The sequence below is a fragment of the Priestia sp. ST2 genome (assembly GCF_055810735.1).
The window spans coordinates 744,937-759,754 of the sequence record NZ_JBVVNT010000001.1; the positions used below are offsets into that span (position 1 = coordinate 744,937).

Sequence of the window (14,818 nt, forward strand, 5' to 3'; positions counted from 1 at the left end):
CTTTGACGCAATGAAGCATAATAATATGTTAAAATAGTCAGTATATGCAGATAAATGTTGAGTAGTTGAAAATTGTTGGAGGCGGTATTAAAATGACAAGAGAATTACATGTAGCAGTAGTAGGAGCAACAGGTGCAGTAGGACAACAAATGATTAAAACCCTACAGGAGCGTAATTTTCCAGTTGGTAAATTAACGTTATTATCTTCAGCTCGTTCAGCTGGTAAAAAAGTGTTGTTTAACGGAGAAGAAGTTGTTGTGCAAGAAGCAACTCCTGATAGCTTTGAAGGCGTAGATATTGCTTTATTCAGTGCAGGCGGGAGCATTTCAAAAGCACTTGCACCAGAGGCAGTAAAACGCGGAGCAATCGTTGTAGACAACACAAGCGCTTATCGAATGGATGAAAATGTCCCGTTAGTTGTGCCGGAAGTGAATGAAGACGCATTACACGCACATAACGGAATCATTGCTAATCCAAACTGCTCTACAATTCAAATGGTTGCAGCATTACAGCCATTACGCGAAACATACGGCTTATCTAAAGTGCTAGTATCAACGTATCAAGCCGTTTCTGGAGCAGGCGCTGCTGCAATTAATGAATTAAAAGAACAAGCCAAAGCTATTTTAGAAGAAAAAGAGTTTACACCGGAAATTTTACCGGTTGGTGGAGATAAAAAACATTATCAAATTGCTTTTAATGCCATTCCGCAAATTGATAAATTTCAAGATAACGGTTTTACATTTGAAGAAATGAAAATGATTAATGAAACGAAGAAAATTATGAGCATGCCTGAATTGCCAGTAGCTGCTACTTGTGTTCGTCTACCGGTTGTAACAGGTCATTCAGAGTCAGTGTACATTGAAATTGAAAAAGACGGTGTAACGGTAGCTGATGTGAAAAATTTATTGGCTGATGCACCTGGTATCGTATTGCAAGATGATCCAGAAAATCAAGTATATCCAATGCCAGCAGATTGTGTAGGTAAACGAGATGTGTTTGTCGGCCGTATTCGTAAAGATTTAGATCGCGATAACGGTTTCCATATGTGGATCGTTTCTGATAACTTGTTAAAAGGTGCAGCTTGGAATTCTGTACAAATTGCAGAATCACTTATTAAGCTTAGCTTAGTAAAATAAGCGCAACCAGAGTGTCTCGGAACATGATGAGGTGTAAGTATGAAAATAATCGTCCAAAAATTTGGAGGAACTTCCGTTCGTAACGAAGAAGGAAGAGCGAGAGCAATCTATCATTTAAATAATGCATTAAGTGAGGGTTACAAAGTAGTCGTTGTTGTATCGGCAATGGGACGAAAAGGTGAGCCGTATGCAACGGATACATTGCTTTCACTTGTTGATGGAAATAAAGCGTCTCTTAATAAACGTGAGCTTGATATGCTTATGGCATGCGGAGAATTAATTTCATCGGTAGTGTTTACGAATTTATTAAACGAAAATGGTATTAAAGCTACAGCGTTAAACGGTGCACAGGCCGGGTTTGTGACGAATGATGATTTTACCAATGCTAAGATACTAGAAATGAAATGCGACCGTTTGTTAAAAGAATTAGAAGAATACGATGTAGTTGTTGTAACAGGCTTTCAAGGGGCAACTACTGAAGGTGATACAACAACGCTTGGACGCGGAGGCAGCGATACATCTGCTTCAGCTTTAGGTGCAGCCCTTATGGCTGATTACATTGACATTTTCACAGATGTAGAAGGTGTGATGACAGCGGACCCGCGTATTGTAGAAGATGCAAGACCGCTATCCGTTGTCACATATAACGAAATATGCAACATGGCTTATCAAGGTGCAAAAGTAGTTCACCCACGTGCCGTAGAGATTGCCATGCAAGCCAAAGTGCCGATGCGCGTCCGTTCCACGTATGCTGATTCAACAGGTACGCTTGTTACATCTCAAGGTGAAGCACAGCAGCGTGGCAGCGATGTGCAAGAACGCCTTGTAACAGGCATCGCGCACGTATCCAACGTCACTCAAATTAAAGTTTTTAGTAAAGAAGGCCATTATGATACGCAAGCAGAAGTATTCAAAGCAATGGCACAAGAAAAAATCAGCGTAGATTTTATTAATATTTCACCGAAGGGTGTTGTATATACGGTAACAGATGAAGCAACTGACAAAGCGATTGATGTGCTTCATGCGCTAGGGTATGAGCCGGCTGTTATTCGTAACTGTGCCAAAGTGTCAACGGTTGGAGCAGGAATTGCAGGGGTGCCTGGTGTTACCTCTAAAATTGTTACAGCCCTTTCTGGCGAAGGTATTCAGATTTTACAATCTGCTGACAGCCATACGACGATTTGGGTGCTTGTAAAAGAAGAGGATTTAAAGAAAGCCGTTAATGCTCTTCATGGTGCCTTTGACTTGTCAAAAGCACCGCAAAAGAGATAAACTACATGTTCCGTTAGCTATAAGCTAACGGTTCATTACATGAATAGGGATAATGCAATTTCAAGGAGTGAAAACATGATTGATTTTGGGAAAGTCGCAACAGCGATGGTAACGCCTTTTGATCATAAAGGAAATATTGATTTTGAAAAAACAACGCAGCTTATTAACTATTTAATCAGCAACGGTTCGGATGCGTTGGTTATTGCAGGAACAACGGGTGAATCCCCTACGCTTTCAACAGAAGAAAAGCTGGCGCTGTTCCGCCACTCAGTAAAGGTAGTAGACGGCCGTGTACCTGTTGTGGCTGGTACAGGAAGCAACAATACGTATGCATCAATTGAATTAACGAAAAAGGCAGAAGAAATCGGCGTAGATGCGATTATGATTGTAGCACCTTATTACAACAAGCCGAATCAGGAAGGCTTATATCAGCACTTTAAAACAATTGCTGAAAGTACAGAGCTGCCTGTCATGTTATACAATATTCCGGGGCGATCCGTGATCAATATGTCTGTTGATACAATTGTGCGCCTAGCTGAACTGCCAAATGTTGTAGCGTTAAAAGATGCAAGCGGAGATCTTGACGCAATGACAGCTATTATCGCACAAACAAGCAATGATTTTGCTTTATACAGCGGTGATGATGGTTTAACACTACCGGTACTAGCAATTGGAGGAACTGGTATTATTTCTGTTGCCTCTCACATTATTGGGAATGAAATGCAAGAGATGGTTAAGCTGTATGAGTCAGGAAATCCGAAGGAAGCAGCAAAAATTCATCAGCGTATTGTACCTGTTATGAAATCTCTTTTTGCAGCTCCAAGTCCAACACCTGTTAAAACGGCTTTACAGTTGAAAGGGTTAGACGTAGGATCGGTACGATTACCTTTAGTTCCGTTAACGGAAGAAGAACGCCAAACGTTAGTCAGCACATTAAATACGCTATAAGCTATAAGTATGTTTTTTAAACGTCTCTTCATTGACCGTATATACGAGTCGATGAAGAGACGTTTTTTTCTTATAAGATAATAGAAGAGCAGATGACGGAAATAGACGAATGAAATTTCTTGTATTCCAATTCTTACTTCAGTTATAATGTAAGCAAATGAAATTGTACGGGTGAAAGTAAGTAGGAGGAGCTTATGGTACTAGAAAAGACAGAAAATATTAAAATTTCAGCCTTGGGTGGAGTCGGAGAACTTGGAAAAAACATGTATGTGGTGGAAATCAATGAAAACATATATGTGTTAGATGCAGGATCAAAGTTTCCGGGAGGGGAAATGTTAGGAATTGATATTGTCATTCCGGACATTACATATTTAGTAGAAAATCAGCAGAACGTAAAAGGCATATTTGTTACTCATGGACACGAAGAACAAATTGGCGCTATTCCCTTTATACTTCAAAAATTGGATGTGCCTGTATATGGTACAGAATTAACGCTAGCACTTATCAAAGAAAAGTTAAAAGAATATGGAATTAAAAAATATGAAGCTTTACATCCTATCACTTCGTCAACGGTTTTATCGTTTGAAGGAGTAGATATTTCATTTTTCAGAACGCAGCACAGCATCCAAGATTCAGTCGGTATTTGTTTACAAACAAATCAAGGTGCGATTGTATATACAGGTGATTTTAAATTTGATCAAAATTCAGTCAGCATTCAAAGCGCTGATATTGGAAAAATGGCTGCCATTGGGGAACAAGGCGTCCTGTGTTTGCTTTCAGACAGTACAAATGCGGATAAGCCGGGCTATACAGTTTCCGAAGCCGTCATTGGACAAAATATTACCGACGCTTTTTATAAAAGCAAAGGTCGAATCATTGTTGCTGCATACAGTTCCAATCTGCACCGTATTCAGCAAATCATTCATGCCGCATATCAGCACGGCCGTAACCTGATCGTTATGGAAAAAAATATGCTGAAAATCATTGATATTGCAGCAAAACTTGGACATTTGCAGCTGCCTGAGGATTTAATTGTTCCTGTGCAAAAGCTAAAAGATCTTCCAGAACATGAAACGGTTATTTTAACAACAGGTCATCACGGAGAGCCGATTTTAGGTCTTACTCGAATGGCTAAACAGTCCCATAAATTTATTCAAATCAAACAAGATGACACGGTCCTGCTGGCTGCTACACCTGTGGCGGGGCACGAAACGACCTTTTCAAAAACAATTGACGTCATCTTTCGTTTAGGAGCAAGCGTAGTGTTTGCTCAGAAGAAAGTGCAGGCTTCCGGACACGGCAGTCAAGAAGAATTAAAATTTATGATTAACTTAACAAAGCCGAAATATGTCATGCCTGTGAATGGAGAGTATCGAAAACAAAAAGCTTATGCAAAGCTGGCCGGTCAATTAGGAATATCAGAAGATCATATTTGTTTGCTTGAAAAAGGTGAGCGAGTTGAGTTTAAAGATGCTCGCATGTACCCTAGCGGTTCTATTCAAGCAGGAAATACGCTCATTGATGGACTAGGCGTCGGTGATATTGGAAATATCGTTCTGAGAGACCGCAGGCTGCTGTCACAGGACGGAATCTTAACGGTAGTAGTTACGATTAATAAACGCCAAAAAACGGTAGTAGCGGGGCCAGAAATCATCTCGCGCGGATTCGTCTATGTAAGAGAATCAGAAAAGCTTTTAGAAGAAGCAACGAAGATTGTTCAGCTAATTTTAGAAAAGTGTATGGAAGACAAAGTGATCGAGTGGTCTTCATTAAAATTAAAAATGAGAGAAAGTTTAAATCAATTTTTATATGAAAAAACCCGTCGTAAACCGATGATTTTACCGATTATCATGGAAATCTAATGTGAAGCCTTCCCGCTGGGAAGGCTTTTTATTTGCAGCTGATGCGGATGTAATAACTATGAGAAGTTCATACTACTACTATCAATAAGTGAAAGGAGCTAGAATATGTTTGAAAATAACGAAAGATTACATTCTGATGAAGCGCCTCAGCAGCCTAATAAAAATGAAGAAAGCAAGGGCGGAATATTAGATAAAATTCAACAACTAGGACAGACCAACGTGGCTCAGCTTCCTCAGGATTCTAATATTCACTGTTTAACGATTGTAGGACAAATCGAAGGGCACATGCAGCTGCCTCCTCAAAACAAAACGACAAAATATGAGCATGTCATCCCGCAAATTGTGGCGATCGAACAAAATCCAAAAATTGAAGGATTGCTTATTATTTTGAATACAGTAGGTGGAGATGTAGAAGCGGGTCTTGCAATTGCTGAAATGATTGCTTCGTTATCCAAGCCTTCTGTGTCGATTGTGTTAGGAGGCGGACATTCAATCGGTGTTCCAATTGCGGTTTCAACTGATTATTCGTATATTGCCGGTACAGCGACCATGACCATTCACCCTATTCGCTTAACAGGTCTTGTTATTGGTGTACCGCAAACATTTGAATACTTAGATAAAATGCAAGAGCGCGTGATTAACTTTGTGAGAGAACACTCTCATATTTCAGAAGAAAAGTTTAAAGAACTTATGTTTTCAAAAGGGAATTTAACGCGTGATATCGGGACAAATGTAGTTGGTGGAGATGCTGTTTCATACGGGTTAATTAACGAAGTAGGCGGAGTTGCTCAAGCGATCAAAAAGTTGAATGAACTGATTGAGCAAGGACGTCAGAATGAGGAGCAGCTGCTGCAATGATTTTGTATACAATGATGCCGCAAGAACTAATCTTTCAGCAGTCTTATCAACAAGAACAATCTCAGCCAAAGCTTATTAACCATAATGGAATCCCGGTTATTGTTGAAGAAAATGAACAAAAGCAGCAGCAAATTGTGAGGATTTTAAGCACGAATCCTCAAGATTATTTGAATGAAAATTATTATCCTGGTCAAATTTTGTCGTAAGGATTTCAGTATAATTATGGTGAATATGGTATAATGAATATGACGAAGAAGGCAGCCGCTGTATTGGCTGCTTTTTTATTCAACTGATAAAAGAAACAAAATCAACATAGAGTGTTGGACGTTGATTGGAGTGGAAAAATGGCAAAGAAAAAACGAAGAGGTCAAATAAAAAAGGATGAATGGAAACGCATATTGCGCTTTGAGCTTATTGGCTTACTTTTATTAGCATTAACGTTAATTGCCATGGCAGGACTTGGTGCTGTAGGACAGGCCCTTGTACTAGTGGTCCGCTTATTTATTGGCGAATGGTATATGCTGTGTTTAATCGGAATGGCTATTCTATCTGTTTATATTATTTGGAAAAGGGAAATGCCTCCTTTAGTGACGCGGCAGCTTATCGGTACATATCTCATTATTTTATCTATTTTACTGTTTAGTCATGTTACGTTATTTGAAAATTTATCAAAAAATGGAACGTTTACAGATCCGTCTGTCATTATGAACACGTGGGATTTGTATATGCTCGAAGCAACGGGTCAATCAAATCACAGCGATTTAGGCGGAGGGATGATAGGAGCTATTATGTTTGCCATGTTCTACTATCTATTTGATAGCTTAGGAACAGAACTTATCGCTGCCTTGCTTATTGTGATTGGGGTACTGCTTATTACCGGACGTTCGCTTCACGAAACGGTATTAAAACTTTTGTCACCTCTAGTGAATTTTTTAACAACGGAGTTAAAAGAAGGCTGGCAAGATATTCAGACGTGGAAACATAAAAAGAAAAAAGCCCCTAAAACAACAAAAAAGAGACGCCAAGAAAAAGCTGTTCAAGAACCTGAAGAAAGCATGGACATAGAAGTAGAAGCACCTTCGCCTCCAATTATTGAACACTTTGACTACGGAGAGGAAGAGTCTAGTCAACCTCCTGCTGCTCCTATAGCTCCGGTGCCGCCGGTTATGGAATCGAAGCCTGTAGCTGCTGCACCGCAACAGCCAAGGCCACAAAAGGAAAAGGAAGAAGAAAAAGCTCCTATGATTACATTTACTGAAACGGAAAATAAAGAGTATGAGCTTCCTCCTATCAAGCTATTAACGATGCCAAAGAAAAGCAACCAGGCAAAAGAGCATAAAAACATTTATAAAAATGCCGAAAAACTTGAAAAAACGTTTCAAAGTTTCGGCGTAAAAGCAAAAGTGGCAAAAGTTCACCTTGGACCAGCTGTTACAAAATATGAAGTATATCCTGATGTAGGAGTAAAAGTAAGTAAGATTGTCAATTTAAGTGATGATCTAGCACTTGCATTAGCTGCCAAAGATATTCGGATTGAAGCTCCAATTCCCGGGAAATCAGCGGTAGGAATTGAAGTGCCGAACGAAGAAGTAGCGATGGTTTCACTTAGAGAAGTACTTGAAGCAACTGAAAATAACCGACCGGATAAAAAGCTATTAGTTGGTTTAGGAAGAGATATTTCAGGCGAAGCTGTGCTAGCAGAGCTTAATAAAATGCCTCATATGCTTGTAGCAGGGGCAACAGGAAGCGGAAAAAGTGTGTGTATCAACGGTATTATTATTAGTATTTTAATGAGGACAAAGCCTCATGAAGTAAAATTAATGATGATTGACCCTAAAATGGTTGAGCTCAATATGTACAATGGTATTCCACATTTATTGGCTCCTGTTGTAACGGATCCGAAAAAAGCTTCTCAAGCCTTAAAGAAAGTTGTAAATGAAATGGAGCGACGTTATGAGCTGTTTTCACACAGCGGAACGAGAAACATTGAAGGATATAACGATTTAGTAAAACGTATGAATGACGATGGAGACGCCGATGCAAAACAGCCGACTCTTCCTTATATTGTGGTGATTGTCGATGAGTTGGCTGACTTGATGATGGTTGCTTCGTCTGACGTCGAAGATTCGATCACACGTCTTGCTCAAATGGCTCGTGCTGCCGGCATTCATTTAATTATTGCTACACAGCGACCATCAGTAGATGTTATTACGGGAGTTATTAAAGCTAACATTCCTTCCCGAATCGCTTTTAGTGTATCTTCACAAACTGACTCTCGTACGATCTTAGATATGGGAGGAGCTGAAAAGCTTCTAGGAAGAGGAGATATGCTGTTCATGCCTGTTGGAGCTTCAAAACCTGTGCGTGTGCAAGGTGCCTTTTTATCAGATGAAGAAGTAGAAGAAATTGTTGATTTTGTAATTGCACAGCAAAAAGCGCAGTATCAAGAAGAAATGATTCCAACCGATGCTCCTGAACAAGTTGATGATTTTGCAGATGAGTTATATGATGAAGCGGTACAGCTTGTAGCAGAAATGCAAACAGCTTCTGTTTCTATGCTGCAGCGACGCTTTCGAATTGGCTATAATCGGGCTGCACGCTTGATCGATGCAATGGAAGAGCGTGGAGTGGTGGGGCCTTATGAAGGAAGTAAGCCGCGTTCCGTGCTGATTTCTCAGCAAAATGAGGATGTTGGATCTTAATAAGTTTCATAAAAAAGATGACTTGCATATGTGCAAGTCATCTTTTTTATGAAACGAAAGAGAGGAAGAATAGTATCATACAAAAATATGTCATGCTAAATAAATGAAATAAAAACGAATATTAAAAAATTTAATGACTAAAATGTTTGGTTTTTATCTAATATTAGAAGAAAAGCAGGTTGTTAGGTATGCTGACATTAAAAAATAACAAAAATTCATTTTTTTAAAAAAATAATAAAAATTTTAATAAAAAATTAATATAACCTATTTATTTATCTGTCGAAAAATGATATATTATTTTCGATTAAGTAGTCGAACATCAGAGGTCTGATGACTTTTTAATATGGAGGAAGAGTGATGTCTATACGTGCGGATAATCGGCACTTGTATTTACAAGTGATTGATAAAATTAAACAAAATATAGAAAAAGGAATTTTTAAAGAAAAGGAAAGACTCCCTTCAGAGTTTGATTTATCAAAGCAGCTAGGGGTTAGCCGCGCAACGCTACGTGAGGCACTTCGCATATTAGAAGAAGAGAATATTATTGTTCGCAGACACGGTGTGGGAACATTTGTCAACACGAAGCCTACTTTTTTGTCAGGGATTGAGCAATTAAATAGTATAACACATATGATTGAACAAGCCGGTATGAAGGCTGGAACAATCTTCTTATCTTCTCAAATACAAGAGTTGTCTGAAAATGATTTAACACGTTTTGCTTGCGGGGAAGATGAACAGATTTTATTTGTTGAACGGGTGAGAACGGCAAACGGAGAGCCGGTTGTATATTGCATGGACAAGGTTCCTCAAAAAATATTGCCTGAAAATTTTGAATATAAACAAGAGTCTTTGCTAGAAATTCTTGAAAAACAAGCAGGAAAGCACATTTCTTACGCCGTGGCAAACATTGAGCCTCTAGGCTATCATGAAAAAGTTTCTCCTATTTTACAATGCGAACCAGAAACCGCTTTGCTTGTACTGAAACAAATGCATTATGACCAGTATGATGAACCCATTTTATATTCCATCAATTATTTCAAAGCAGATCAATTTAGTTTCCAAGTACTGCGTAAACGCGTCTAGTTTTTTTGTGTTTAAATGTCAGAAAATTTACAACTGTTTAACATTGTCCTTTTAAGGAGGTGTCAAATGTAGGTCACAAGGACGAAATAGAAAATTGGCTTTATACTTTTAAAACTATTCAGGGGGTTAAAACATGTTAAAACGTAAAACGGGACTTGCATTATCACTAGTATTAGCGGCAGGAACACTTTTAAGCGCGTGTGGCTCAGACGACGCAGGTAAAAGCGGCGGAGATAAAAAAGCGGCGGATTTTAAAGTGGGAATGGTAACAGATACGGGCGGGGTAGATGATAAATCGTTTAACCAATCTGCTTGGGAAGGTCTGACAAAGTTCGGGAAAGATAACGGACTTGATGAAGGAACTGGATATAAGTATTTGCAGTCTACAAAAGCATCTGAATACGAGAGCAATCTTTCTAAATTTGCTGAGAGTGGCTATAACTTGACGTATGGAATTGGCTTTTTATTAAAAGAAGATATTAAAAAAGCAGCAAAGCAGTATCCTGATGCTAACTTTGCATTAGTAGACGATACGCTAAAGTCAGAGAACTTAGATAACGTGGCAAGCATTCTATTTAAAGAAGAGCAAGGCTCCTTCTTAGTAGGGGTAGTGGCAGCTAAACAAACAAAAACGAACAAAATCGGCTTTATCGGAGGCGTTGAATCTCCATTAATCAAGAAGTTTGAAAACGGATTTAAAGCAGGTGTTAAATCTGTAAACCCAGATGCTGAAGTTATCTCTCAATACGCAGAAAGTTTTAACTCTCCAGAAAAAGGTTCGGCTATTGCTTCTACGATTTACAGCAAAGGCGCTGATATTATTTATCAAGCGGCTGGCGGTACTGGAAACGGCGTATTTACAGAAGCTAAAAACCGTTCAAAAGGCGGGAAAGACAAAAAAGTTTGGGTAATTGGAGTTGACCGCGATCAGCATGAAGAAGGTATGCCTGAAAACGTAACGTTAACTTCGATGGTTAAACGCGTTGACTTGGCTGTAGAAGATGTTGCTAAAAAAGCAATGGACGACAAATTCCCAGGTGGTAAAGAAGTTGTGTTTGGCTTAAAAGAAGACGGAGTAGGAATCGCTCCATCACAAGATAATGTAAGCAAAGATGCGTTAAAAGCAGTTGATGAGTATAAGCAAAAAATTCTAGACGGTGACATTACAGTGCCTCAAACGGATAAAGAATTTAAAGAGTTTGAAAAAACGCTTAAAAAATAAGCTGACGTCTGTTAAGCAATGATTATATGAGTATAAAAGGCTAGTGAAAACTAGCCTTTTTTATAGCCAAAAAACGGAAGACAGAATCCTGTAGCAGGCAGGAATAGGGAGTGAAAGCAGTGGAATATGTTATTGAAATGCTAGATATTCGCAAAGAGTTTCCTGGTATTGTCGCTAATGACAATATTACACTCCAAGTGAAAAAGGGAGAAATTCATGCTCTGTTAGGAGAAAATGGTGCGGGTAAGTCAACGCTGATGAACGTTTTATTTGGACTTTATCAGCCTGAAAAAGGGCAGATTCGTGTAAACGGCCAAGAAGTCAAAATCACGGATCCTAACGTAGCGAATGACTTAGGAATTGGGATGGTTCATCAGCATTTTATGCTCGTTCAAAACTTTACAGTAACAGAAAATATTATTCTTGGAAACGAACCGACGCGAACGGGCAAAATTAATATTAAAAAAGCAGCTCAAGATATTCAAGAGCTTTCAAATCAATATGGATTATCGGTAGATCCATATGCGAAGATTCAAGATATCTCAGTTGGCATGCAGCAGCGAGTGGAAATTTTAAAGACGCTTTACAGAGGAGCTGACATTCTTATTTTTGATGAACCTACTGCCGCCTTAACACCTCAGGAAATTACGGAATTAATTCAAATTATGAAAAAGTTAATTCAAGAAGGAAAGTCGATTATTTTAATTACGCATAAATTAAAAGAAATTATGTCAGTGTGTGACCGCTGTACAATTATCCGAAAAGGCGTCGGGGTTGGCACGGTAAATGTGCAAGAGACCAACCCTGATGAACTTGCTGCTTTAATGGTAGGAAGAGAAGTGCATTTTAAAACTGAAAAGAAAACAGCGACTCCAAAAGAAGCTGTGTTAACAATAAAAGAATTAGTAGTAGAAGACAGCAGAGGAGTAGAGGCTGTAAGTTCACTTAATCTAAGCGTTCGGGCAGGCGAAATTGTAGGCATCGCGGGTGTAGATGGTAATGGTCAAACAGAGCTGATTGAGGCAATTACGGGTCTGAGAAAAATAAAGTCGGGCTCGATCACATTAAAAAATCAAGAATTGTCTACGTTATCCACTCGTAAAATTACGGAGTCAGGAATAGGACATATTCCGCAGGATCGTCATAAGCACGGACTGGTATTAGATTATACAATAGGTGAAAATATTGGTCTTCAAACGTATTATCAAAAGCCGATGTCTAAATCAGGTATTTTAAATTATAAAGAGATGTATAAAAAGGCAAAAGAACTAATTGCAGAATATGATGTGCGAACGCCTAGTGAATATACACAAGCGCGATCGCTATCGGGGGGGAATCAGCAAAAAGCCATTATTGCCCGTGAAGTAGACCGCAGTCCGGAACTATTAATTGCAGCTCAGCCAACGAGGGGGCTCGACGTAGGAGCCATTGAATTTATTCATAAAAAGCTGATTGAAGAACGAGATAAAGGACGAGCAGTGTTGCTCGTTTCGCTAGAACTCGATGAAGTAATAAATTTAAGCGATCGCATTGCGGTTATTTATGAAGGAAAAATAGTCGACATTGTAGATCCAAAAGAAACGAATGAACAAGAGTTAGGCTTATTAATGGCAGGCGGTACGCGTGAGAAAGCGGGTGGAACAGCATGAATAAACTTGTGAAAAATGAACGTGTAATGATGATTTTGATCCCTGTTGTATCGGCCATATTAGGACTCATTGCCGGAGCGGTTATTATGTTGCTAGGCGGCTATGATCCAATGCTTGGCTATCAATCTCTTTTTGACGGGATGTTTGGAACGCCAAAAGCCATTGGAGAAACGATTCGTGCCATGACTCCTCTTGCTCTGGCTGGTATCGCGGTTGCGTTTGCTTATAAAACCGGTCTCTTTAACATTGGAGTAGAAGGACAGCTTTTAGTTGGCTGGTTGGCTTCAGTATGGGTTGGGTATGCGTTTGATTTACCAGCGGTTATTCATATTCCTTTAGCTGTATTAGCAGCAGCTGCAGCTGGAGCAGTTTGGGCGTTTATTCCAGGGTTTTTAAAGGCAAAATTTCATGTTCATGAAGTAATTGTTTCCATAATGATGAATTATATTGCCCTTTATACAACGAGCAGCTTAATCCGTACGTATTTATATGCGGGTAATGAAAAATCGTATGATATTAAAGAATCGGCATCTTTAGCATCAAGCTTTTTAGCGCAGTTAACCAATAACTCCCGCCTTCATTACGGCATTCTTATTACCATCGCTGCAGCCGTCGTAATGTGGTTTATTTTGAATAAAACAGCTAAGGGCTTCGAGCTAAGAGCTGTTGGTTTTAATCAACATGCTTCACAGTATGCAGGAATGAATGTAGGCCGAAACATTGTGTTATCCATGGCGATTTCAGGGGCTTTTGCCGGGCTTGCCGGGGCAATGGAAGGGCTTGGAACATTTCAGTATATGGGCACATTCACTGCATTTACGGGTACGGGGTTTGACGGTATCGCCGTAGCCCTGTTAGGAGCTAACAGCGCAATTGGAATTTTATTAGCTTCATTCTTTTTCGGAGGATTGCAAACGGCGGCTCCTCAAATGAACTTTATGACAGGGGTACCGTCTGAATTAATTCAAATTGTCATTGCACTTATTATCTTTTTTGTTGCATCTAGTTATTTAATTCGCTGGGTGCTTGGCCGTGCAGGCAAGGGGGGAGCAAAATGAACTTCTTAGAGGTGTTAGCCATTATTATTCCAGCGGCGCTTTATTCAGCTGCACCGCTTATCTTTACTGCGCTCGGAGGGATATTTAGTGAACGTTCCGGGGTCGTGAACATCGGGTTAGAAGGGCTGATGATGTTTGGCGCGTTCACAGGTATTGTTTCAACCCTTTTACTTCAGGATTCATTAGGTGCTTGGGCCCCGTGGGTAGCGATAGTAATTGCGGCTGTTGTTTGCGCTGTGTTTTCGCTGATTCATGCTGTTGCAAGTATTACATTAAAAGCAGATCAAACTGTAAGTGGGGTAGCGCTGAATTTTCTAGCTGCGGGTCTTTCAATCTTTTTAATCAAAAAGATTTTTGGAAAAGGACAAACAGATTTTATCCAATTCCGTATCGATAAAGTAAGTATTCCAGGTCTATCAGACATTCCAGTAATCGGCAAAATTCTGTTTTCGAATGTTCCTATTACGTCTTATATTGCAATTGCGCTAGCTTTTGCTGTATGGTACATCATTTATAAAACGCCGTTTGGTCTTCGTCTTCGTTCAGTTGGTGAACATCCAATGGCAGCAGACACGATGGGGATCAAAGTTGTGAGAATGCGTTACGTTGGCGTTATGATTTCCGGCATGTTCGCTGGAATCGGCGGAGCGGTGTATGCTACGTCTATCGCTACAAACTTTGCAGCGGGAACGATTGCTGGACAAGGGTTCCTTGCTATTGCAGCTATGATTTTTGGAAAATGGCATCCTATTGGTGCTTTAGGTGCAGCCATGTTTTTCGGATTAGCACAGTCCTTGAGTATCACGGGAGCTCAGATTCCGGTTATTCAAGATATTCCATCCGTCCTTTTAACCATTGCACCGTACGTATTAACAATTTTAGCACTCACTGGTTTTGTAGGACGTGCTGAGGCTCCTAAAGCGCTAGGCGTTCCTTATGAAAAAGGCCGCCGCTAATAAATCCTCTATACGAGGTCTAACAATGACTAAAGTTGGATAAATATAGAAGGTGGAGACAAAGAAATCATA

The 14,818-nt window shown here is 39.6% G+C and carries 12 protein-coding genes; all 12 read left to right on the plus strand.

Annotated features, from left to right (window positions below):
- Positions 1 to 92: 92 nt before the first annotated feature.
- On the plus strand, positions 93 to 1,136 hold the full coding sequence (asd, locus tag AC0KUU_RS03820; RefSeq protein WP_013058824.1) for an aspartate-semialdehyde dehydrogenase: 1,044 nt from the start codon (positions 93 to 95) through the stop codon (positions 1,134 to 1,136).
- Positions 1,137 to 1,175: 39 nt separating this feature from the next.
- Positions 1,176 to 2,408: an aspartate kinase gene (gene dapG, locus AC0KUU_RS03825; protein ID WP_013084757.1), complete on the plus strand. Its 1,233-nt coding sequence runs from the start codon at positions 1,176 to 1,178 to the stop codon at positions 2,406 to 2,408.
- A gap of 75 nt (positions 2,409 to 2,483) precedes the next feature.
- Complete coding sequence (gene dapA / locus AC0KUU_RS03830) at positions 2,484 to 3,356, plus strand: 4-hydroxy-tetrahydrodipicolinate synthase (protein WP_043976529.1); 873 nt, start codon at positions 2,484 to 2,486, stop codon at positions 3,354 to 3,356.
- 194 nt (positions 3,357 to 3,550) lie between these two features.
- Positions 3,551 to 5,218: a ribonuclease J gene (locus tag AC0KUU_RS03835; RefSeq protein WP_322552395.1), complete on the plus strand. Its 1,668-nt coding sequence runs from the start codon at positions 3,551 to 3,553 to the stop codon at positions 5,216 to 5,218.
- A 105-nt stretch (positions 5,219 to 5,323) separates the two neighbouring features.
- Positions 5,324 to 6,076: a ClpP family protease gene (locus AC0KUU_RS03840; protein WP_013058820.1), complete on the plus strand. Its 753-nt coding sequence runs from the start codon at positions 5,324 to 5,326 to the stop codon at positions 6,074 to 6,076.
- On the plus strand, positions 6,073 to 6,282 hold the full coding sequence (locus AC0KUU_RS03845) for a YlzJ-like family protein (RefSeq protein WP_043976531.1): 210 nt from the start codon (positions 6,073 to 6,075) through the stop codon (positions 6,280 to 6,282). The genes AC0KUU_RS03840 and AC0KUU_RS03845 overlap by 4 nt, the downstream gene beginning before the upstream one ends.
- Before the next feature lie 138 nt (positions 6,283 to 6,420).
- Complete coding sequence (locus tag AC0KUU_RS03850) at positions 6,421 to 8,778, plus strand: FtsK/SpoIIIE family DNA translocase (RefSeq protein ID WP_043976532.1); 2,358 nt, start codon at positions 6,421 to 6,423, stop codon at positions 8,776 to 8,778.
- Positions 8,779 to 9,135: 357 nt separating this feature from the next.
- Positions 9,136 to 9,861, plus strand: coding sequence for a GntR family transcriptional regulator (locus AC0KUU_RS03855; RefSeq protein WP_028411389.1), 726 nt, complete (start codon positions 9,136 to 9,138; stop codon positions 9,859 to 9,861).
- A 133-nt stretch (positions 9,862 to 9,994) separates the two neighbouring features.
- Positions 9,995 to 11,083, plus strand: coding sequence for a BMP family lipoprotein (locus AC0KUU_RS03860; RefSeq protein WP_013058816.1), 1,089 nt, complete (start codon positions 9,995 to 9,997; stop codon positions 11,081 to 11,083).
- Between the two features lie 119 nt (positions 11,084 to 11,202).
- Entirely contained in the window at positions 11,203 to 12,732 is a 1,530-nt protein-coding gene (locus tag AC0KUU_RS03865; RefSeq protein WP_043976534.1) for an ABC transporter ATP-binding protein, read from the plus strand.
- A complete protein-coding gene (locus AC0KUU_RS03870) occupies positions 12,729 to 13,790 on the plus strand; it encodes an ABC transporter permease (RefSeq protein ID WP_014458483.1) in 1,062 nt (353 codons plus the stop codon). The genes AC0KUU_RS03865 and AC0KUU_RS03870 overlap by 4 nt, the downstream gene beginning before the upstream one ends.
- A complete protein-coding gene (locus tag AC0KUU_RS03875) occupies positions 13,787 to 14,746 on the plus strand; it encodes an ABC transporter permease (RefSeq protein ID WP_013084750.1) in 960 nt (319 codons plus the stop codon). Before AC0KUU_RS03870 ends, AC0KUU_RS03875 begins: the two co-directional genes overlap by 4 nt.
- Positions 14,747 to 14,818 lie beyond the last annotated feature (72 nt).

Bases quoted from the DNA above. Each gene is read 5' to 3' on its own strand.
- asd (WP_013058824.1), top strand. From the start codon at position 93: ATGACAAGAGAATTACATGTAGCAGTAGTAGGAGCAACAGGTGCAGTA.
- dapG (WP_013084757.1), top strand. From the start codon at position 1,176: ATGAAAATAATCGTCCAAAAATTTGGAGGAACTTCCGTTCGTAACGAA.
- dapA (WP_043976529.1), top strand. From the start codon at position 2,484: ATGATTGATTTTGGGAAAGTCGCAACAGCGATGGTAACGCCTTTTGAT.
- AC0KUU_RS03835 (WP_322552395.1), top strand. From the start codon at position 3,551: ATGGTACTAGAAAAGACAGAAAATATTAAAATTTCAGCCTTGGGTGGA.
- AC0KUU_RS03840 (WP_013058820.1), top strand. From the start codon at position 5,324: ATGTTTGAAAATAACGAAAGATTACATTCTGATGAAGCGCCTCAGCAG.
- AC0KUU_RS03845 (WP_043976531.1), top strand. From the start codon at position 6,073: ATGATTTTGTATACAATGATGCCGCAAGAACTAATCTTTCAGCAGTCT.
- AC0KUU_RS03850 (WP_043976532.1), top strand. From the start codon at position 6,421: ATGGCAAAGAAAAAACGAAGAGGTCAAATAAAAAAGGATGAATGGAAA.
- AC0KUU_RS03855 (WP_028411389.1), top strand. From the start codon at position 9,136: ATGTCTATACGTGCGGATAATCGGCACTTGTATTTACAAGTGATTGAT.
- AC0KUU_RS03860 (WP_013058816.1), top strand. From the start codon at position 9,995: ATGTTAAAACGTAAAACGGGACTTGCATTATCACTAGTATTAGCGGCA.
- AC0KUU_RS03870 (WP_014458483.1), top strand. From the start codon at position 12,729: ATGAATAAACTTGTGAAAAATGAACGTGTAATGATGATTTTGATCCCT.
- AC0KUU_RS03875 (WP_013084750.1), top strand. From the start codon at position 13,787: ATGAACTTCTTAGAGGTGTTAGCCATTATTATTCCAGCGGCGCTTTAT.